Source organism: Olivibacter sitiensis DSM 17696, from assembly GCF_000427965.1.
Classification (GTDB): Bacteria; Bacteroidota; Bacteroidia; order Sphingobacteriales; family Sphingobacteriaceae; genus Olivibacter; species Olivibacter sitiensis.
This window is the reverse complement of the sequence record NZ_ATZA01000060.1, coordinates 1-20,924: the sequence shown is the minus strand read 5'-3', so window position 1 is coordinate 20,924 and position 20,924 is coordinate 1. Positions and strand designations below refer to the sequence as shown.

18 protein-coding genes and 1 tRNA gene are annotated in these 20,924 nt (G+C 38.8%); 1 reads left to right on the top strand and 18 read right to left on the bottom strand.

Annotated features, from left to right (window positions below; all coding sequences use genetic code 11):
- Positions 1-285: integrase core domain-containing protein (locus A37S_RS25545; RefSeq protein WP_036603548.1), on the top strand; the 285-nt coding region annotated here is incomplete at its 5' end.
- Between the two features lie 7 nt (positions 286-292).
- Here A37S_RS25545 and A37S_RS27600 read toward each other — a convergent pair.
- The 18 genes from A37S_RS27600 to A37S_RS25530 form a co-directional block, all read right to left on the bottom strand.
- Complete coding sequence (locus tag A37S_RS27600; RefSeq protein WP_028298626.1) at positions 293-517, bottom strand: hypothetical protein; 225 nt, start codon at positions 515-517, stop codon at positions 293-295.
- Between the two features lie 39 nt (positions 518-556).
- Positions 557-2,596 carry a BREX system Lon protease-like protein BrxL gene (brxL, locus tag A37S_RS0120655; protein WP_211229833.1) on the bottom strand — a complete coding sequence of 680 codons (2,040 nt, stop codon included), beginning with the start codon at positions 2,594-2,596 and terminating at the stop codon, positions 557-559.
- A 2-nt stretch (positions 2,597-2,598) separates the two neighbouring features.
- Complete coding sequence (gene pglZ / locus A37S_RS0120650; protein ID WP_028298624.1) at positions 2,599-5,157, bottom strand: BREX-1 system phosphatase PglZ type A; 2,559 nt, start codon at positions 5,155-5,157, stop codon at positions 2,599-2,601.
- Between the two features lie 4 nt (positions 5,158-5,161).
- Positions 5,162-6,625: an AlbA family DNA-binding domain-containing protein gene (locus A37S_RS0120645; RefSeq protein WP_028298623.1), complete on the bottom strand. Its 1,464-nt coding sequence runs from the start codon at positions 6,623-6,625 to the stop codon at positions 5,162-5,164.
- An 18-nt stretch (positions 6,626-6,643) separates the two neighbouring features.
- Positions 6,644-10,186, bottom strand: coding sequence for a BREX-1 system adenine-specific DNA-methyltransferase PglX (pglX, locus tag A37S_RS0120640; protein WP_028298622.1), 3,543 nt, complete (start codon positions 10,184-10,186; stop codon positions 6,644-6,646).
- 2 nt (positions 10,187-10,188) lie between these two features.
- A complete protein-coding gene (gene brxC, locus A37S_RS0120635; RefSeq protein ID WP_157278947.1) occupies positions 10,189-13,698 on the bottom strand; it encodes a BREX system P-loop protein BrxC in 3,510 nt (1,169 codons plus the stop codon).
- Between the two features lie 23 nt (positions 13,699-13,721).
- The gene (locus A37S_RS28395; protein ID WP_084163994.1) at positions 13,722-14,027 is read right to left on the bottom strand and encodes a BREX protein BrxB domain-containing protein; all 306 of its coding nucleotides are present in this window, start codon (positions 14,025-14,027) and stop codon (positions 13,722-13,724) included.
- Positions 14,028-14,063: 36 nt separating this feature from the next.
- A complete protein-coding gene (locus A37S_RS0120625; protein WP_028298619.1) occupies positions 14,064-14,333 on the bottom strand; it encodes a hypothetical protein in 270 nt (89 codons plus the stop codon).
- Positions 14,330-14,953, bottom strand: a complete 624-nt coding sequence (locus tag A37S_RS0120620; protein WP_169719543.1) for a BrxA family protein — start codon at positions 14,951-14,953, stop codon at positions 14,330-14,332. The genes A37S_RS0120625 and A37S_RS0120620 overlap by 4 nt, the downstream gene beginning before the upstream one ends.
- Positions 14,934-15,155, bottom strand: a complete 222-nt coding sequence (locus tag A37S_RS0120615) for a helix-turn-helix domain-containing protein (RefSeq protein ID WP_028298617.1) — start codon at positions 15,153-15,155, stop codon at positions 14,934-14,936. Before A37S_RS0120615 ends, A37S_RS0120620 begins: the two co-directional genes overlap by 20 nt.
- A gap of 269 nt (positions 15,156-15,424) precedes the next feature.
- Positions 15,425-16,012, bottom strand: coding sequence for a hypothetical protein (locus A37S_RS0120610; protein ID WP_028298616.1), 588 nt, complete (start codon positions 16,010-16,012; stop codon positions 15,425-15,427).
- 12 nt (positions 16,013-16,024) lie between these two features.
- Complete coding sequence (locus A37S_RS0120605; RefSeq protein WP_028298615.1) at positions 16,025-16,975, bottom strand: relaxase/mobilization nuclease domain-containing protein; 951 nt, start codon at positions 16,973-16,975, stop codon at positions 16,025-16,027.
- A complete protein-coding gene (locus A37S_RS25535; protein ID WP_051293357.1) occupies positions 16,965-17,345 on the bottom strand; it encodes a plasmid mobilization protein in 381 nt (126 codons plus the stop codon). The genes A37S_RS0120605 and A37S_RS25535 overlap by 11 nt, the downstream gene beginning before the upstream one ends.
- Before the next feature lie 207 nt (positions 17,346-17,552).
- On the bottom strand, positions 17,553-17,831 hold the full coding sequence (locus tag A37S_RS0120595; protein ID WP_028298614.1) for a helix-turn-helix domain-containing protein: 279 nt from the start codon (positions 17,829-17,831) through the stop codon (positions 17,553-17,555).
- 214 nt (positions 17,832-18,045) lie between these two features.
- The gene (locus tag A37S_RS0120590) at positions 18,046-18,816 is read right to left on the bottom strand and encodes a hypothetical protein (RefSeq protein WP_028298613.1); all 771 of its coding nucleotides are present in this window, start codon (positions 18,814-18,816) and stop codon (positions 18,046-18,048) included.
- A gap of 117 nt (positions 18,817-18,933) precedes the next feature.
- Entirely contained in the window at positions 18,934-20,169 is a 1,236-nt protein-coding gene (locus A37S_RS0120585; RefSeq protein WP_028298612.1) for a site-specific integrase, read from the bottom strand.
- Between the two features lie 311 nt (positions 20,170-20,480).
- A tRNA-Pro gene (locus A37S_RS0120580) sits at positions 20,481-20,554 on the bottom strand.
- A gap of 118 nt (positions 20,555-20,672) precedes the next feature.
- Positions 20,673-20,924: IS30 family transposase (locus tag A37S_RS25530; RefSeq protein ID WP_036603544.1), on the bottom strand; the 252-nt coding region annotated here is incomplete at its 5' end.

The following is a 20,924-nucleotide window of genomic DNA, read 5'->3' as shown; positions in this document are numbered from 1 at the left end:
CAGCCTGGAAAGCCTACACAGAACAGTTTGATAGAACGTTTTAACAGGACTTTCAGGCAGGATGTGCTGGACAGCTACATGTTTGACAGCCTCCCGGAGATAAGAAAATTCGCAGAAGCATGGGCGTGGATGTATAATAACGAAAGGCCACATTCATCGCTGGGGCAGTTGGCGCCGACAGAGTTCCTGTTGAAATATGGAAAACTCTCCGAGTTTCCCACATTCCAACAGGATAGCAATAGCAATTCTGATTGGAATTCTTTAGTTTTGAATGTAGCTAGCTAAGGGAAGATTACAGATCCATTTCTTCATCATGCTCCGTCAATATAACAACAATCTTTTCGAGACGCTCTAGTCCTATTGAAAGACTATAAAGAAACTCAAACACTTCGTGTTCATAATAGAAATATTCTATCTGGTCAAAAGAACATAGCCCATTGTAGATCAAACCTCCTGAAATTTGCAATTCAGTACCTAGACGAAAGTTTTTCCAAAACTTAATTGGGTTATCATACATATTTTTAGTGTTTACACATATTATGAGCCACTATTATTCTTAATCAACATCCTTTAAATAAGTCACTTCGAAACCTTTACAAAACCGTTCTTCTTGAATACTGTTTGCTAAATTGAAGGGATTCTTGAAATCATAAGCTTGAAAAATATCTAATCCACGATCAAGTAAAATCTTCCAACCTGTATCTGTTTCTATGCTTCTTGCATGAAAGCTTTGCGATTGATCATACTCAAATTCAAAATTAACTCCTGAACCTTCAAGACTATCCTTCAATAAATTAAATCGCTCGGTACTTTCAGCTTCATTAAAGTCATCGTATTTTGTTACGAGTTTAACGTCAATATCTTCACCAACAGGCTTGATGCTCAGCAGCATTTGTATAAACTCCATGACGTTTTTAGCCTGATAAAAATGGCGGACATAAGGATCTAAAATGGTAATTCTTGAAGCCCCCTCTAAATAGGACGCAAATAATTTATCATAACTTATCCCTTTTTGATTTTCAGCAACCACAATATGTTTTCCCGAAACCAACGCAGGTTTTTTCTTTTCGATACTTTCAGTAACGGTTAGCGGAATTTCTTCGGCAACTGTATGCTGTACCGCATGCTGATTTTTGACTAGTGATGGATACTGTTTTTCTTCAAAGGTTAAAACTGTAGTAATATCGTGCTCGTCCTTTAGTGTATACGAAAAGTCAACTTCATTGAAAGTATCATCCATTTGAACCAGTTGGTTCTTTACCCGTCTGCGTCCTTCCAATGCAAAATTTAATATTTCTCTTGCTTCTTCCTGAGAACATTCTCCATGCGGATAGATGATTTTACATAAACCCGAGAATGTTTTTAGCACCCCCGTTCTATCTCTGGTGGTAATGGATTCCGACAGGTCAAAATACTTCGAACACAGATGAGAATAATCGTCTTTGCGAAGATCTTTGAGCACCTCAGCCAAAAAATCGACTATAAATCCATAACTATCGGTAAATAATTCGTTGCGTAATTTTTGAACTTCCCAACCAGGCAAATAACAATGGATCCTGTCTAAAAAAGCGGTGTCGTAATATGCTTTTGGAAGTGCTTCAAATAAATCGGCATGCTTCATCATATACGAAAGCGAATGCATCGTATTGCCTACAAAAGAAAAGGATGCTGTTGCTCCATAAGGCGTGCTACCCCGCGAAAACGATTTATTTGCCATGTAATTTTTCATTGTATCGACCAAGTTTTTGTCCACTCGTTTCGATATTCCGGCAAATTCATCGAAAGCAACATTATCCCAATAACCCACAAGTCCAATCTGTCCATTGCTGTTATTGACAAACAATTTGGCTTGCGTTACCTCTCCACCGGAAATTAGCATACCATGTGGAGATAATTCGGAATATATATGACTTTTTCCGGTTCCTTTCGGACCCAATTCTATTAAATTAAAGTTGTTTTCGCAAAAGGAAACCATCCTTGTTAATTGCAAAAGCTTACTTCTAAAAGTAAATTGCTCTGGGTTCAAGCCAATGCTTTGCAATAGCAGATCAATCCATTCATCTTTCGAAAATTCCTGTCTGAGTTTTTTAAACTCGTCTAGGTCAATATGCGAGATCTGAATAGGTTTTATACCTTCAATAATCCAAGGCGAATTTGCACTGTCATCACCATTCAAATAAGCCATATTGATAATGCACCAAACCCCAGAAGTAAGAAGTTTTTTATGCGTTGCAATTACATCATTGCTGATCAATACACGCTTCAAACCCAAATTAGAAAATTCAGCTTCGTATACCCCTTTTTTATCGTTTAATTTTGCGGATACTTTATCAATAATCCGATGACTTCCTTTTGATAAGATATCATGTTTCACGCTTTCCGCTTCATCACGATGCACAAAGTGTTTCTTGATAATATCTTTTACTTTCTCAACACCTTGTTGTACAATTTCATCATCGGATGATGCGCAGTGTTGACCTAACAAATATTCTAAAACATAGGTAGGAACAACGGCATTGCCTTTCACCAACTTGGTTAAGTCTTTACGAACGACCTTGCCTTCAAAATGCTGTATAATTTTATCTTTCAGTTCCATAATCAAAATTCATCTTTTTCCATCAGCGAGCTGATCTTGATTAAATCGTTAAGTCCTAACGGATTTAAACGTGTTTTATCCTTTTTCTCAAAAGCTTTTAAATACCCAAAATTCGCTTTTGAACCTTGAGAATTTAGCGACAAAATAACTTCAAACAAACGCTCTTTTGGATTAGCGGAGGTAGAATTCAAATGTAATTCTGCCTCATTGGTCAATAGTTCTCCCGAATCAGCATAAATACCAAAAATTAATTCAGAACTTTTGTATTCGTTGGAAACTGGTTGGTCTTGTATTAATGTTATTTTAAGACTTCCCGAAGTTATTTTATCCGTTTGATCTATTCGTTTGAATGTTACCAGTTGATTTATTTCCTTCTTGTGTTTATAGAATTTTATAACCGGCGTGAGCAATTCTTGTAAACTTGCTCCACCGTGAACAAATTGAACACCAACGTTCCCTTGTTTGCGATAACGATTTATCGCTCTCGGAACCGCCACTTTAAGGTCGGTTTCTATATTGGTTGTATCGCGCAAATTCATTTGATAACCATCCACTTTGCCTTCAAATTCATCGGCAACAACAAATCTTACATGATCTCTACTATAACCCTTTGTTTTTGGCAAGGCTTCACGGCTGCTTTCTTTTAGTTCGTTATAATTGAATAAAAAACCGTGGTCAGATGTCACCAGTATGTGGTATACATTCCAGCCATAAAGCTTTTTAATTAAACGCTTAATATCTTCAACAGCTTTCGAACTTGCTTCGAACGTTTGATCTTCTGTTCGCTTCTTATCGCCAACAGCGTCTATCCAATCGTGGTAGACATATACGATTTTATTATTCTTAAAAAATTCTCGTCCCGTGCTATGGTCGAATTTCATCACCTTTGAGAAGTCGATCGTCGTACTTTCCGGATTTTGGGCTTTTAGAATTGCTTTTCTATTGGTGCCGACTGTTGACTTATCACCAATCTTAAACTCTAAATCACTTTCGCCTTTCTGCACAGTAATTCCGGCATTTGGCAGCAAATTGGACATGCCCAAATTTGTATAAGAAGGAATCGATGCTAAACAAGGTTCAATCGTCAATTCATTCTTACTATCTGCCAATAAATCATTGTACAATTCATAGCCCAATTCATACCGCAAGGCATCCGAAACGATGACCACTATTTTATAGTCAAAGTCTTTCAGGTTTTTGTTGTAAAAATCGAACTGCTTATCGACATTCAGCTTGTGGAAGTTGAATTTTTGTTCATTCAATGCCTGCTGCCATTCTACATTTACCTCAATCAGGAAACGGTCGTATTTTTGATTTAATTGATGAAATAAATCGGTTGCCGGATCCTCAAATTCATATAAACGATCTCTTACCTGATCAAAAGCCGTCAAAGCTTTACGATAGTTGTAATCTACCAAATGTAATTCAGCGGTATACTCCGATACAAAATCTTCTGGCCTATTGAACGTGAATGTTTTATATCCAGCCAAAACCGCATACATTCCGGTGGTATGGTAAATAAATTTGATTTGTTCGTGCTGATCTGCTGACAACTGGTCGTTTCGCAACCATTTGACACATTCGTCTTTTGTTTTGACCGGATTTTCGAGTGCTGTTTTATAAAGCTCCCCGATCATACTGGAGAGCATATTTTCAGAATAATAACCAAATTCCTGTTCGCTACTATACCAAGTGATGATATTATTCGTTTGGATGTCTGCCGCTAACGTTTCAAACACCAATGCTATTTGTTCTTTTAATGTTGGCTGGTTTTCCCAATCTTGAAAGAACGATTGAACGCGATTAATATCAGCCGATCGTTGCAACTTGAGTTTACTATAACTATCTACTTTAAGCGGTTTATCCACGTAAACAGTAAGGAGGTTATACTTTAGCTTGCGTGCTAATTCGGTTATCGTTTCTTTGGTTAAATTCTGATAGTTGGTAGCGAGTAAGAAATTGAACCAATTTAATATCTCCTGATCCAAGTCCAAATCACTCAATACTTTTAGTGTTTTGACAAAGGCTTTATCGTCCGTTGCTATCGTAAGCAACTTTGCCATACAGCTATTTTTATCCACGACCGAACTAAAATCCAGTGAAATCGAAATTAAACCCCGCTTAAGATTTGTTTCATTAAACTGAGCTGGATCCAGAATACGAGCCAACTTCTTTTGATTCGTTTTGGTTTTTAATTGCTTAATGTAACGTTTTACCAAAGGCAATTGATATTCGGCTAAATGATATGCTGACATAAACTCAGAAGCATCATCTAACCGCAATTCATGGTTTGCCATTAATAAATCCAGTAATGGATATTTTTTAATTTCTTGATCGTTGGGTTTTGAAAACGGATGATACAGAAATAACGCTTTGGTATTCCATTCCATTTCAAGTTTGTACTTCAGATCAAAGTAATTTTGATTTACGGTAATCACATCAATTCCTGCCGCTTCGATATCTTTTAATTCTTCTTGAAAAGATCCATCCGCATCAAAATAAAAAACTAATTTTTGACGCTTATCTTGGCTTAGGATATGTTTAATTTTATCTACGATCATCTATCTATTCTACTTCTTTAAGAATTTCCCATGCACCGGCCTTTGTGGGACCAACATGTCGAATAATGTTATCTTTCTTTAAACGATCCAGATGATATTCCACACCTTTCACTGTAATACCCAATTTATCGGCTAACTCGGGTGTTGTAATGGTCTTATCCTCTTTAATGAGTTCAATAATTTTATCTCTTGTAGGCTTAGTTTCTACCCTAGTGTTTTCATTTTCTACCCTAAGATTTATTTTTTCTACCCTAGTATCTTCGTTTTCCACCCTAGTGTTTTCATTTTCTACCCTAGTGTTTTCTGTAGCACTACCTTGTTTCGGATGGTTTGGTCTTTTTAAAACAAGGGTAAACATGCCTTCTGTTTTAAATATAGGGCTAGGTAAACTAGCCTTTTCCATAGCGTCCCGAATTCTTGAAATACCCGAGCCAATCTGCTCTACCATCTGGATACGTTCGAACAATCCAAAAATAAGCGGATTTCGGCTGTGGCTTTTAAAACCAAACTCTGCCGGATCAATGGCACCAACCAATCCGCCCGGATTGGATACTTCTACACGATCATCAAAAAGTTCAATCGTTATTCTTGCACCCTTATCATAATAATCCCGATGCGCCAAAGCGTTGATAAGCGCTTCCTTAAAGGCAATTTCGGGAATTTCCCATAATTCTTGCCTTGGCCCCGAACCTTCAATCACGTAACGCACATCCAGCTTGCTATTTAACCAGTGCATCGCCTGCTCATACTGGTGCATTAACGGACCACCATACACTTTATCATCAATAATCTGTGTTTTGGTGATCCCTTTAAAAGCTACACAACGAATAACTGCTTTTTCAAAAAAAGCTTCCGGTGCTTTAGCAAAGAACAAAACGCCACCATTTTTAAAGACACCTTTCGTATTGGTAAGCTTTAAATTCGCAATGATTTGCTTGGCTTTAACCGCACCAGATAATTTCGAAGCTGCTCTGAATTCTTCAAAATAGGCAGTATCCAAATCGTTCGCAATATCAAAGTCCGGACACAAGCCTTCGTCAAAGTAAATGCGATCACTTTGCTGAAAAAATGCCCGCATGCCTTCCACAGAAGTTATTTTCTGCGTATTGGGACCTTGTCTTACATAGATAGCACCCGATAACATATATGGTTTTTGTGTACCGGAACTCACCTCGATTACCCAAATTTCCTTTTCATCTACCATAACTTTATAGAAAGTAGTAGGCAGATGTGGGTTGATCTCATTCAGTGAATTTTGAATAGCAGAACGCTTCGCATTATCAATTGTTACCCCTCTAATATGGTTATCGTCATCCACGCCCACCAATAAAATGCCCCCAGCAGCATTGGCAAAAGCACATACTTCTTCGGTCAGTTCCTTTAACTTGCTGGGGAAACGGACTTTAAATTCGGCATTGTAGCCTTCACCGCTGTTTACGATCGTTTTTATATCTTCTGGAGTAAGCATTTTAATCTCTTTATTCGGTTATATTTTAGCGACGGCAACAGCAAACTTTGCATAGTTTACACTTACACCATCATCCAAATCAAATTCAATTTGTTGGTTTGCCAACCCTTTCAATACCTCATTATAATCTCGACATTCTATTTCCCAATTGCGTAATTGTTCCATTCGTTTCATTTCTTGTTTGCTCAAATTACTTTCATTTTCGCTAAGCTTCTCAATTTCACGCTTAATATGCTCTTGGTGCGGATATAGATAATTCCGCTGTATTTTTTGCACAGTATATTTATCCATACGGTGCATATATATCAGCACCTTAAATGCCGCATTTTGTGGTTTATTTACATTGCTGCTAAAAAGCCAATAAATGGGTTTCTTTTTATACATACCGGTATGGTAGCTCCAAAACTTTTCTACCAACCATTTGTGCAAGTCCATACCCAATGCGTCATGGATAAAATTGATGTTTTCGGTTAAGCTTTCTTCTCCCCAAATGGTATGAATGAGTGCTTTGGTACGCACCAAAATATCATCAGGGAAAACACAATCTTCGCCCATTAAAGGAAGAATACCATCCTCATCGATCTCCATAACTTGACCGTTGAATGTATAATGTGCTACTTCCTCTTCACTTGGGTTGGGATGTGCAATGTTCAAGCCCGGTTTATCTAAGCGATAACGCCCTAAAAACACGCCTACGGCATAAGAAATGAACTGACTGATGACTTCTGCCTTATCTATAGGTAAGCTAACGGTATCTTTTCCATGATTGCGGAAAGTAGCCTCCAAAACTTCTAATGCCTTTCTATCCAATTCTTCTTGAAGAATGGTAATATCTTTTAAGGCTACTTCGGGTGTTAGCTCTTCTTGCAAACCATAGATGTCTATAAAAATACGGTTGAGTTCTTCTTCATTGGCATGCAACTGGAAAAAATCTTGTGATACATTTTCTTCCCAAACTTTATAAGCTTGAGTTAAAGAAGAACTGCTGTTTAACAATGGGCTTTTTTCAAAATCCCAAGAGGTTTCTCGGGAATTCCAATCTTTTTTGGAGATGTAAATACATTCTTTAACTTTATTTAATATGGTTGCATTTTCAATCATATTATAAGGCAGAGAATTTAAATCGTCTACAAGAATATTTATAGTCGGATTTTTAGCTTCCATAATAAAGCTCGCAACCTTGGTGTTTAAGTAAGCAATTAGGTTGAATAAAACTTTCTCTTCCGATACCAAAAAATTACCTGCTTGATCATTTATAAAGCCAGATGGATAATATCTAACTGATGTTGTACTAATTGTTAATGATGTATAACTTATATTTGGTAAAAAGTTTAAATCAATATTTTGTGGTCTTGATTTAAGTTTTCCTTTTGAATTTTTAAAATTGCGAATTTCATAACCATCATTTTCCCAATTAATAAAGTGATCATGATTACCATACCATTTTCTAAACTCGCCGCCTTTATTATAAGGATACCATTTCGCGTCTACACTTTTACCATATAATGAGCTTCTATGAGAACATACCTCTGCCCAGTAACGTATAAATCTATCATTATCACTTGTACCAATTCCTCTCTTAAATTTCGCTATTTCAGAAATAGTAAACTTTGAAAAAAGTTCAATTATTTCATTTTTTAAACCTGGTGAAATAGTGCTTTTGGGGATTTTCAAGAAATCACTTTGTTTTTGGACGGTTTTTCTAAAGTTCGTTAAAAACCTTTTTTCCAACTCAACTAAATTTGACACTAAAGATATTTTACCTAAATCGAATAGTTTAAAATATATTCCCTCCTTATTTGGATTGCCATTGTTCTTTCTTAGTACAAAAGAAGTAGAGCCAAAGTCAGATCCAAAAACACCTCTTCCGAGGTGTATTAATGAACAAATTTGTTGTCGATTCAACAAATCTTGTCTAAATAGTTTAAAATCATCTATAAACAGCCAGGAATGCAACGTTATTAGACCTTGAAGTCCATTCTCCAATAATAGGTTGTAGCTAACATCAATAAATATTGACATTAAGTCACTCTTCGAATTTGGATAGCTAAGTTGCGAGTATGTTATTAAGTCAGTATTAAAATTATTAGATGTCATATACGGCGGATTAGCAACTACGGCTGTATATTTTCTGGTAAGAACCAATAGTACGTCCAAAAATGGAAGTAATCGGTTCCAGATACTCTCTTGTTGGATATCTAAACCTGCGTTCCCATACTTTTTTGACCAAGCGGCGTGTTGTTTTTTAATATAGCTTACAGCATCTTGGTTTAATTCTATTTTTAGGGCAGAACCAATATTTTTACCTTGGTTTAATAGCTGTAAAGCTTCTTTTAATTCGGCAGTAAACTGTTGCCCCTCATGTCCTAAAAACAGCTGTAACTCTTCACTGGTGAAATGTTTTTCTTCGGGAAAGCTATATATATGCGGAATGATGCCACGGTTTAAAATATCCGCATCAAACTGCGCTGCTTTTAATAGCACCGCAAAGCGAGCCAATTGCATGGCACGATCGTCAATATCCAATCCAAAAAGATTGTCTTTCAATATACGAGCTACCGCTTGCTTGGAAGTATAACCTTCCTCACGGTACATTGTAAACAATAACTCAAAGCCAGTTATCAATATATGCCCACTACCCGAAGCTGGATCGATAAGAGTTAACTCGGTAATATCGGAAATAATAGCTTCACTTTCTTGATCGCCTTCATGTTGAACCAAATATTTCATCTCTTCCTTTAAAGAAGAAGTCGGTTCGTAATCTAAATAAATTTTGCCCACGGTATTTTCTACCATGTATTTCACAATCCACTTGGGTGTGAAAATTTGTGTGGCAGCTGGAATGTCTTCGGCTCTTGCTTTTTTGTTTTTCTTAAATCCGGCAAATACCTCGTCTTTTTTATCGGCGATATAAAATTGATACAACCAGCCAATCAATTCTACTTCTTTAAAGTCTGCGCTTGCAATCGCATTGCTGTTAATGAGATCGAGCAAACCGTCTTTTTGCAAGATGTTTTGCGGCAGTAAGATTTCGGTGTAATCGTCAATTCTACCGAAAATATCGTGCAGCAATTTGTTGCGATTACACAGATCAGTGATCAGCAAGCCAAAAGCTTGTTCTTCTTTATCTTCTCTAAGATATTCTAGGAGTAGATCTTGATCGCCTTTATTTTTTAATGTATGCTTTCCTTTTTTTGCATGCTGCACAATTAAAGGCGTACGGATGCCTTCGGCATAAGCTAAGGTTGGTTCTAAGTATCCGTTTTCTTCTAATATTTTAATCGCCATCAAGCGGTTAAACCAAGTATAGGCAGCTTCTTCAATAATATCTTTTACCGCTTCCTCATTTTTGAGCCGGTCTTTTAAAGCTTTCCATTTAGCAGGAACGCTTGTATCTGTATAAATCTGACCTCGGAAGATATAACCACCTTGCGTAGATTTCAAATCTTGGTCGTTGTGCCCTGTGGCACTAAAGCCCCAATATTTTAGCCGTTGCAACACACCGTCTAATAAGAATAGACGTGCTTCTTTCGCAAAGGATTTAATTTTATTTGTTTCCATTATCAGCTAATCCAAAGTTTTTGATTTTTAGAAAGTTTCACCATGAGCTTTGCTTTCAGTTTTTTAAGGTATTCATCCAACTGCTCTTCATCCTCAATGGTGGTGGGTGGCATTTCAGCCGCAATGGAAATGTCTACACTTGAAACATATTCTTTACCTTTTGATTTTGCTTCTTCTTTCGCTTTAAAATCTTCTAGCTTTTTAAAGTTTTCTGACCTAAACTCGTTGGCTTTTAGCTCATAGATTTCTAACTGCGTAATCTGTTCTTCTTTATTGATTTTTTGAAAATAATACTCCGCACTCGTCGTCAAGTGAGCCTCATGAATCTGTAGTTCTTCTTTTCGGGCTTTGATTTCATCAAAAATCGTTTCATACAATCGTATAACCTCTTTTCTAAGATTGTTTAAGCGTGATTTTATGGCATCGTTCAATTCCTTAAAAATCTTTTTCATCTGTGGGAATTTGTCCCAAGGTTCACGATCCGATTTTAAGTACTGTGTCAATTCTTGCGAACGCACCGTTAAGGTTTCGTCAAGCGAAGCAAAATTATTTTTGTTGGCTTCGGCAAACTGGGCAATCTGTTGGTAGCTATTAAGATTGTGCTGAATAAATTCTTCCACATATATGTAGCTGTCCCGCGCACTCTTTAAAAATTCTTTTTGCGCCAGTACTTGTTCTACCAAATGTTCATTATTGCGTTCATTGTAAATTTCGCTTAATGTTTGGTGGAAGCTTTTCAAATGGTAACCAAACGGATAGGCATCATACTCCTCTTTTAACTTGTTCAATGCAACAAGTTTTGGGCTTAATTTCGTCTTAAAGGTTTCAACCGCTTCTTTAAATTCGGTCGTGGTGGAAGGAATGAGTGTTTCAGCGAATATCTCATTATTCACCACGTAAATAAAGTTTTTGGTTTCTTCCTGTGAATGTACCTTTTCCTTATGAACGGTAATAGCATCACGCTCACGAATATTCAATGCTTTGTCTGCAAAAGCGACAAAGTCAATTTCTTCATTCCGCCATTCAAAACGTCTCAAGCCTTTTTTTGCAATGCGTAGCAGTACATCAAGGGTGGTAATATCTTTCCAACCAAACGGCGCTTTGTCAAACTCTTTTATAATGTCTCCAACTACATGAGCTTCGCCCATCAACGTTATTTTCGAATTGAGTTCTTCTTCGGCTGCGGACAGTTCTGCATCAATTTGCTTTTGCGTCGATTTTGCATTATTAATTAATTCGGCATTAGAAGAAGCATAACCATTCCCCAATTGGTGTTTGCGGTAAACTTCCTCCATGTGGCGTTTAACCATTTCTTCAAATCGGGTAGCTGGCGTATTTCCGTTTAATTCATCTGCCTGAACGACCTGATTTTTTGAAACAATGGCCGTTTGCATGAATTTTTTCTCAAAACGAAGTTTGATCTCATTCAATAAAATTTCATTAGCCTTTCTGAAATTATTCAGTGTTTCGGTTCTTGTACCTGTTGAAGAAGAAGAATTCGCCCAAATGTATTTTTGAGTACGCACATACTCTAAAATCTGATCTTTTAAATCTTTATCCGCATTGAGCCATCCGCTAATCCCCACAACCATATCATTTGTAGGGGTATTGTAAGCTATATTTTCTATTTCGGCAGTATCAAAAATGGAGAATTTGAGGTTAAAGTCACCCTTTGAACCCAATTCTTTATCATCTATCTTTAGTGCAATACGAAAGTTCTTACTTCCAAAGGTAACCACCGCATTGGGCTTGATAACTTTCTTAATGATATCCTCATAAATATAGTTAAGTCGGTCTTCATTGGTTACAGGTGTACTTTTGATCAGGTGAGCGACTTCAATTTCATCTTCTTTCAAAAAGCGGTATTTCCCCTCAGAGACTTGAATAATATTTTTTGAAACCAGTACTTCCAAAACCTTCTGCACCTTATTTTGCATGTCGAGTTTTGCCGTATCGACAGATTCCATTAATAGCAAAGTCAAGTTCTCTACGTTTGCAGGAAAATTGACGCTTTGTGATTCTCCCAAATTGGAAATCATAAATAGTGCATTGACCACTCTGCGTGAAAATTCATCAGATTTAACTTGGTCTATATGATACGCACGATCTAAAATGCCTCGTGCATGATGGGTTAAATTTTTCTCCAATTGCTCATTGAAAAACAAATCAAATGGCACAAAAAATCCAACTTTTTTTTCTTTACATAGATTTGCTGTGAAATGCGTGATCCCAAGGATCGCTCTTTCGGTATTTTTAACACCCTCGCCAACATAGCCTACATTGCTAAAGGATTCAAACACATCCGATATCAATCTAAATTGATAAGGGATGAAAGGATAGGTAAGCGTGAAATCTTCACGATCATTATAATTCTCATACAGGTCGTGATCGAAAACGAATTGGTTTTCAATGGCACCTTTATTGGCTTTGTAGTATTCGTTCAACGAACCTATTCCATCTGAACTTTTATCCAAAACCCGCTTTTTGGTAATGAAAGCAACATCTTGGCTTTCTAAGGAAATCATCGTTTCGAAACGTCCTAGAATCTTTCCGAAATCCTCGGTTTTACTATCTGTATTACTGATTAGATTTGATAAATCTTGCTGAGCGGTACAGACAATCCAGACTTTAGGTCCAATTTGTGAACCAATTTCTTCTACGATAGTTTGCAAATTCAGCAGCAACGAAGTATTGGAACCAATATATTGCGATACTTCGTCAATTAAGAATAGTAAACGGTAGTTGTCTTCCTTTGTACTAAGAAAATCTTTCAGTTCTTCGATAAGAAATTCAATGGTGTAGTCTTGGTTTCGATCAAGAATCGTTGTTTTTAAAGATTCCTTATCTAATTCCGAATCAAATTCTTGTGCTATTTGAATAACCTTCTCTAGATACATTCTGGAAAAGCGAATTTGATTTCCGTCCCAGTTTTCGTTAAAGGCTGCCTTAATTTTTGCTTTAAATGCTTCAAAGCAACCTTTTTTATCCAACTGCTTTTCTAAATAGAGCGCCATAGCGATATTGGTATCATTATACCCTCTAAAAGCGTTTAACTGGTTCAATAACACACGAGTGATGCGATCTTTCTCGCCATAATTATCCGAAACGGCATCGATGTTAAAGATGATTTCTGCAATCGCTAAATCATTTAGATTTTTTTGAAGACCGGTAACTAAATTGATATTCGGCTCATCTAAAGGATCAATATTCTTGACAGAGTCTTTGAAATTTTGGAATGCTTTATCTCGGTATTTTTCATTCAGACAATAGAACAAGTATTTGATAAAGTGAGATTTACCACTACCATAATAGCCGCTGATCCATACGCCGGTTTTTCCGACCTTTTTATTGGTGACGGCGTCTAAAAATTTATAGATATTTTTGGTGATGCCTGGCGTAAATACATATTCATCAATCTCTTGATTAATGAAATATTCTTCCATTTCACTAACTACAACAGCCGGGTTAATTCGCCGTGCAATGTCTCTATCGTATAAGTCTTGAATTTTCATCTGTTATTAGGTGTTATACCGGTTTAATCAATTAATTCGCCTAACTGTCTATTCAAATAGTTGGCTCTATACATATTATCATCGTTTAGTATTCCAAAAAGGCTGTATCTCGATTCTGTATATTCGCCGGGATAAAAAATGATGACTTTAAACTCCTTTATTAATTTTTCAGTTCTTTTCAATAGTTCTGAGGCTCTTAAATAAGGGAAAGCATTTCCAAATCCATATAAAATCAAATAGACCTTTTTATCGTGATCTTTACTGAAATGCCCCTTTACTTTTGCTTCAAATTTCTTATAAAATTCCCCATGATTTACTTCGTCTCTTATCCATGCTAAAGCTTCAGCAGGATCTTCTTGTTCCTTCTAGATGACAAGATCAAATAGTGATTTTCCAGCAAACATCTCCGTTTTTAGATAATCAAGAAGTTCTTGGTAGATATTAATCGCTAAACTATCTAAATAATGATTGGGACGTTTCAGCTTTTCAATAAGCAAATCTATCTGTTCTCGAATGGCATATTCTTGCTGAGGGGGATAGGTATAAATGTAAGCAGGAAAAAACAAATTCCCGGTTCGTGGCTCCTGAAAACCTTTATCTGCCATCAGGTCATATATTTTATCGACACTTATCATTTCGCTGAAATTTTTAATCTTTCACTTTCATTTAACAACAGAGCTTCCAGAAACCAGTTATCTCCGTTTGATACTATTACTTCCAAAATTTGTTGATCAAAATCAACCTTAGTTATCATGTGATCTTTTTGCATTCCAAGTTCTGCTAACATCAACATAACTACGTGTGAAAGCTTTTTTATTGTGGCAGGAGTTAGCTTTTCTAATTCCGGATTACTACCCATTTGCTCATACAAGAAGGACTGAAAATCAAAAGTTGAAATTTCTTTGTCCATATTGTACCATTTTCGAAGTACAACTGTTAACATAAAATCGGCAATGATCGGATATGCCTTACAGGCTGCATAGAAAAGAATAAGTAATTTATCTTCTTGTGTGCTTTGTTGAAAGAGATAAAAAAACTTTGTATTGTCTAAAGATTTTAATCTTTTACTCACTTCGCTAAATAGTCTTTTTTGGGAAGACTCCGAGTTAACAGGAATCACATGAAAAGGAATGATCTCGTCACCAGCTAAAAATGCTTCAGGATTTTGAATCTGTGAAATCACTGCATCTGACTCTTTGAATAACAAAGCGCCAGCACTAAAACCTGTACTGTATTTAATTGTTTTTCTTATCACCTCGCTCTGCTTTGTCATTGGTAACTAATAAATCTTTAGCTTCTACTTGTAGCAATTCAGCAATTTGATAAAGCACATCAATACTGGGTTGTCTTCTGTTTTGGGCATATGCATTAACCATATTAAAACTTTTGCCCAGCCTTTCGGCTAACCAAGTCTGCTTGATACCTTTGTCTTCCAGAACTTCCTTTATTCGGTTCATATTGAAACAGTTTTGCTTTAAGCTAATCGTAAAAGTAATGATTTGCAAAAATATCACATTATATGTGATATAAAAAACAAATTCTAATCCATATAACATGAAAATTTTCATATCAAATTGGATTGATGATGGAAGATAGAAACACTGACCTCAGCCTTAAGAAGAAGAGCGTTCGGTAGAATATCATTAAAGAAATATGGCTTATCTATATCAGATATAAAATGCACCTATTTATTCCCCTTCAACCTTTTCAACTCCTGCTTTGCCCTTTAGGCCTGGTGGGTGGATTGCTTTGCATTTTCCTCTGCCTTGCGAATAGCAATTAATCTTTCTTCTTCCTGTATTACCCATAGTTTAAGCTTTTTGGGATTGCTATTGTAGATAGAATCAATATCCAATGACACCTGCGGATAAAACAACCTCACCATTCGGATTTTGATGTCACTGTCGTGCAGAGCGGAGTTTGATCGCCAAAGCTGAAAGCTGGCGAAAAGAGAAAGTACCGACACAAGTATCAATACGACACCTGTAATAATATACGGTAATTGTCGCCCTGTAATACGATGTTCCACGGTCATCTTAGTTCTCTGTGGCATTTCACTTATTATTTTCTTTTGTTCGTCCACCGCTGTGACAAGGTGACCGGTTGCCTCGACATGCTTTAGAATGGATGCTTTCAGTCCGACAGGTGTTTCATCTTTTACGATATGCTCCAATTTTCCATTGATGCTTGCCAATTCTGCCGAATAGTCCTTGGTTTCGGATTGCTGTTTTTCAATTTGTTGCACACGTTTGTCCATTAGTACCATTATCTCCTGTTGGTCTTTAACAGCGGTCTGTAATTCATGTTCGTTCATTTCTTTAATGTTTTATCTTCTGATTCCTCTTGATTGTTCTTGCTCCGGTTTCTTTTTTTTCCTGCGCCACATGGGGTCGGGTTCGGGCTCTATCGAGGTGGGCATATTCAGCAGGTCACCGAGCAATCCCAATCCCGTTTCGTATGCCTCTGACCGCTGTTCCTGTTGTCCGAGTACCTCTCTTATCTGGTCGGCAAGTGTAGGGCTTTCCGTGGTTGATTGCGTTATTCCCATTGCTCGGTTTTCGCTTAGCTGTTTCTCCATGCCCGCAAAACTGAATTTTCGGTCAATAGCCGAGCCTTTGAACTTAACGCTATCCTTTTCAAACGAAATGCCCTGCACCTCATTCGTTCCGCTTCGGTACTTGTAATGGATGCCGATGCCCTGCCTTGCAAGCATGGTTTCAACCTGTTTCCATGACGTGGCTTTTGTCATGACGTATTTAAGGGCATCGTATATGGCATAGCGCAAGCTGTCGCTGCCACGTAGTGCCTGCCTGTTTACCTTTTCCTTGCCCTTGCCGAGATGGTAACCGTAACGCTCGGTCATCTCCCTGCATATCTTCCTGCTCTTGTGCCAGTGGTTGAAGTTGCCGATGGTCTGGCCATCGTTGTCCACACGGTTGTACACGATATGCAAATGTGGGTGCTGGCGGTCTGTATGCAGCACGGTCACGTACTGCGTGTTCCTGATGCCCATCTTCTGCATGTACTCCCTTGCGTGTGCTGCCATTTTCTCCAAGGTCAGTTTCTCCCTGTCCTCGTTGCTCCAGCTAAGGACGGTATGTCCTACGGCATTGCCGAGCTGTGGGCGCATTTTACGCTGTGCGTTGAGGTCGGCAATGATGGCTTTGATGTCGTAATCCCGTACACCCGATGAATCGAGCACGGCGGACTGCTCACGTTCCAATAGGTATCGGACACAACCGCCAAAACTCTTACCGGTGATTACCTTAGCTATCATCCCTGCCTATCCTTTCCATTAGTGCTTCCACCGTGGTCAATACCCTACGCAGATCCGCCATGAGTGACACAAGCCCATTGGTGTGCGCCAACTTGGTCAATTGGTTGAGGTTGTTGGCCATACCAGATAGGGTGCGCAGGTATCCTGTTTCCTCTTTTGAAAGCCTCGGTTTTATCACAGCAACCTTTGCTGCCCTGCGAAACCAATCGCTTATCCGCATACCTGCGTTTCTTGCCTTGCCAGCAACAACCAATCGCTCGGTAGGTGTCATCCTAACCACCAGCGAACCGCTTCGGGTGATGACTTTTTTCGGCCGTCCACGTTTGCGTTTTTTGCCACCTGTCTCTTTCTCTTTTGCCAGCTTTTTCATTGTCCATCCTCCCCAAGTTTACGGACTGCGACCATCGGGAGCATCCGCCGTTCCTCGCTCAGAAGAGCGTGGGGGAACGGTTTTTTGCATCGCAAAAAAATAAACTTGCTCCCTACAGGGCGACAAAGGTTTACCTTTGGAGTACTGACTGCGGGTAGCGTGTCTTTCCGGTAGTCTTTCCGAAAATCTTTCCGCTCTTTGTAGGCTCTATTCCCCATCTTCACCTCCCTCCATCAGCTTTTGGATGTCCTCGTACTTGTAGTACATCAGTCCACCGATTTTTTTGAACGGCAACGTGCCGTTCACATGTAGGTTCTGCAACGTGCCTGCCGATATGCCGAGCAACTTACGCACCTCGTAGCTTTTGAGCCATGCCCTCTGTTCGTGTTCGTGTTTTCTTGGGTGGGGGCTATGCTTTCTGATTTCCTCGAACAGTTCCTTTTTGAATTTTTCGAGGTCATCCCTCGTGATAAGCTCTACGTTCATCTTTCCTCCTTTTTGTTATCGTTAAAAAATCTGTTATCATGCCGACGGAAACAGATGATACGTTTCCGACCGCTTTCGATACAAAAAAATGGAATAGGGCAATACGGTCATGACCATTGCTTTCCGAATGGTCATTTTTGACATGCTTCTGTATTGGTTTACAGAATATTAAGAAATTGATTAGGTGTAGGTTTATTTTTTAAGTATATCGGTATCACCGCTTTTTTTTCGCAGGAACGATGTCGAAAAGTTGATTTTTAGACGGGATTTCGGCATACCTTTCTTTCAAATCTTTGAGGTCTGCGGGAAAATACCGCTGTACCCTGCCAAAACTGATACGTTTGCCCTCCTCTCTAAAATGTTGGCATATCATCTTTATCCATACTATACCGAATTGGGCAAAGGCGAGGTCACGCCCATCCTTTAGCACCTGTTTCCGTAGCTTTACAAAAAGGTCAACTACCGTTAAAACGTAGCCTTTGGGGATATCGATGTAGCCGTCCGTTTCGAGTTTTCGGGCTTCTTTGAGGTCTTTGGTAAGTTGCACCACGATCTCCTTTAACTCCTTAATCTCGCTTTCCTTTTCCGCTATAATCTCGTCTTTCGTCCTGCTAACGTTCCATTGGTCCACCAAAGCGAGATGGTCAAGGAATGCCCTTAGCATCTTTTTCTGCTGTACGATGCTTTTGTGCTTTGATTTGGATTCCCGTTTATCGTCCGCTATGAGCTTGTTAAGTTCATCTCTGACAATATCGTTTACGTGTCTGAAAAATTCGATTTCGGTCGCTTCTTTGTTCTCCTGCAAAAAGAATTGCAGATGGTGGTCATAGTATGCGCCAAATTCATCCTGCGCGCGCTCATAAAGCCTTTTTAGAAAATGCAGGTCATAATGTCCTTTCCACCAAAAGAAGGGCATACCTATATCAAATGGATGCTGTGCTTTCCCAAATCGGGGGCGTGTCTTAAAATATTTCCTCTCTTCCATTTGCCTATCTGTTTACGGTGATATATCTTTCCTGTATCAATAGAAAGAGGTAGCACCTTTGTACTACCTCTAACAAATATACTGAATTTGACCTGTTTAGGGGAATTTGCGGTCTTTTCAGCTTCCCCATGCCATGCGCTCCCTTAGATTCTGCATATCCTCGCTCAATTTGTGTTCGACCACTTTGGCATAAATCTGTGTGGTGCGGATACTCGTATGTCCGAGCATCTTGCTCACGGATTCGATGGGTACGCCATTACTCAATGTGACCGTGGTAGCAAACGTATGCCGTGCGATATGGAACGTAAGGTCTGTGCTTATTTCGCATATCTCCGCTATTTCCTTTAGGTAGCCGTTCATCCGCTGATTGGAGATAACGGGGAACACCGTGCCGTTGCTGATTGCCCTCGGGTCATCTTGGTACTTTTCCATCAGTTCCCTTGCCTTTGGCAATAAGGGAATGCGGACACTTGTGTCTGTCTTTGCCCTGCTTGTATATATCCATAGGTCGCCGTCTATTCCCGTGATGATGTTATCAGGCGTAAGTTCCGCAAGGTCGATATATGCAAGCCCCGTATAGCAACTGAACAGGAACATATCCAAAACCTGTTGCAGTCGTTCGACCCTAAACCGCTTCTTTTCGAGCCTGTCAAGTTGCTGTTTTGTTAGGCTTTTGCGCTCTACCTTGTCAAAATGTTTCCTAAACTTGGCAAAGGGGTCTTTTGCCAACCAGTCCATTGTGACCGCCATATTGACCATCTTGCGGAGACGCTCGATGTGTTTCATGATACCGTTATTGTTCAATGGTCTATGGTGGTCTTTCGGTTTATAGTTACGTAGGTAATGTTCAAAATCAGATATAAACGAGTAGTTCAGTTCCAAAATGGCTATATCTGTACGGCGGTATTTCTCTTTCAGAAAGCGTTTGATGTAGCTTTGTGTGGTATAATAGTTCTTCATCGTACCGTATGCAAGTTTGCTTTCCTGCTCTTTGTTATGGTATTCAATAAGACTGCCGAGTGTTCGCCCCGACTGTGCAGACCCCGTTACCCGTTCACGGATTACCGCCCCGTCTAATAAACAGCCAGACAATACCATCTCTTGGTAGGCATCAATGATTTTTGCCTTGAAACGGGCAAGAAATCGGTTAAGTTCCGCAGTTTCCTCACGGCTTCCCCTTGCCAATCCTTTTTTGGCATCCCACCCCGAGACGGCTATGGAACGTTTGACGGATATTTCCGTACGTTTGCCGTTCACCGTTACTCTTGCATAGATGGGTGCTTTTCCCTGCGCTGTCGTTTTCTGCTTCTTGAGGTAAAAAATTACCCCGAATGTGCAATTCTGTGTTTTCATATCAACTTACTTTAATGGTTGCATATCCGTGTTTTGGTGCTACACGCTTGGGTTTGATATGAAAAGGGTCACCAATCAGTAAAAACCCCGTATCAAACGATCGCAAAAAGCATCAAAACAAACAAGCACAAAAAGCTGATTTTTAGATATTTGAACCTATTTCGGTGACCCAAAATTAGGTATAGAAAATGGGTAACCGAATAGGTCTCATTTTCTTTGGTTTTACTTGAACAGATTGGGGTAAGAAAAAAAGAAAAACCCCTCTAATCATACGATTATAGGGGTTTTGGCCGCCTTTGTAGGCTTCTCGGTCGGGGTGGCAGGATTCGAACCTACGACCTCCACATCCCAAATGTGGCGCGATACCGGGCTACGCTACACCCCGATCATGGTATCTTTCCATCTTTAAAGAAAAAGGCAGAGCCTCTCTCAAATGGAGTGCAAATATACGTTTTTTTTTGTTCTCAACTATTTTTTTTTCAAGAAGTCAAAATCAGGTAGATTCAACTCACCAATGCAACATTTTGGTCTAAGGTAGCATAAAAAATGCTCTTGGGGTTTTGGTAATCTAGTTTTTTTCTTGGCCTTGCATTGATTTTGTGCTGTATCTTTCTGATATCCTGTTCATTGAATTGTTCAAAGGGCTGCTTTTTCGGTATATACTGCCTGATAAGCTTGTTGGTGTATTCGTTGAGTCCCCTTTCCCAAGAGGAATAGGGGTGGGCGAAGAAGAAATCGGCCTCCAGTTTCTTTGC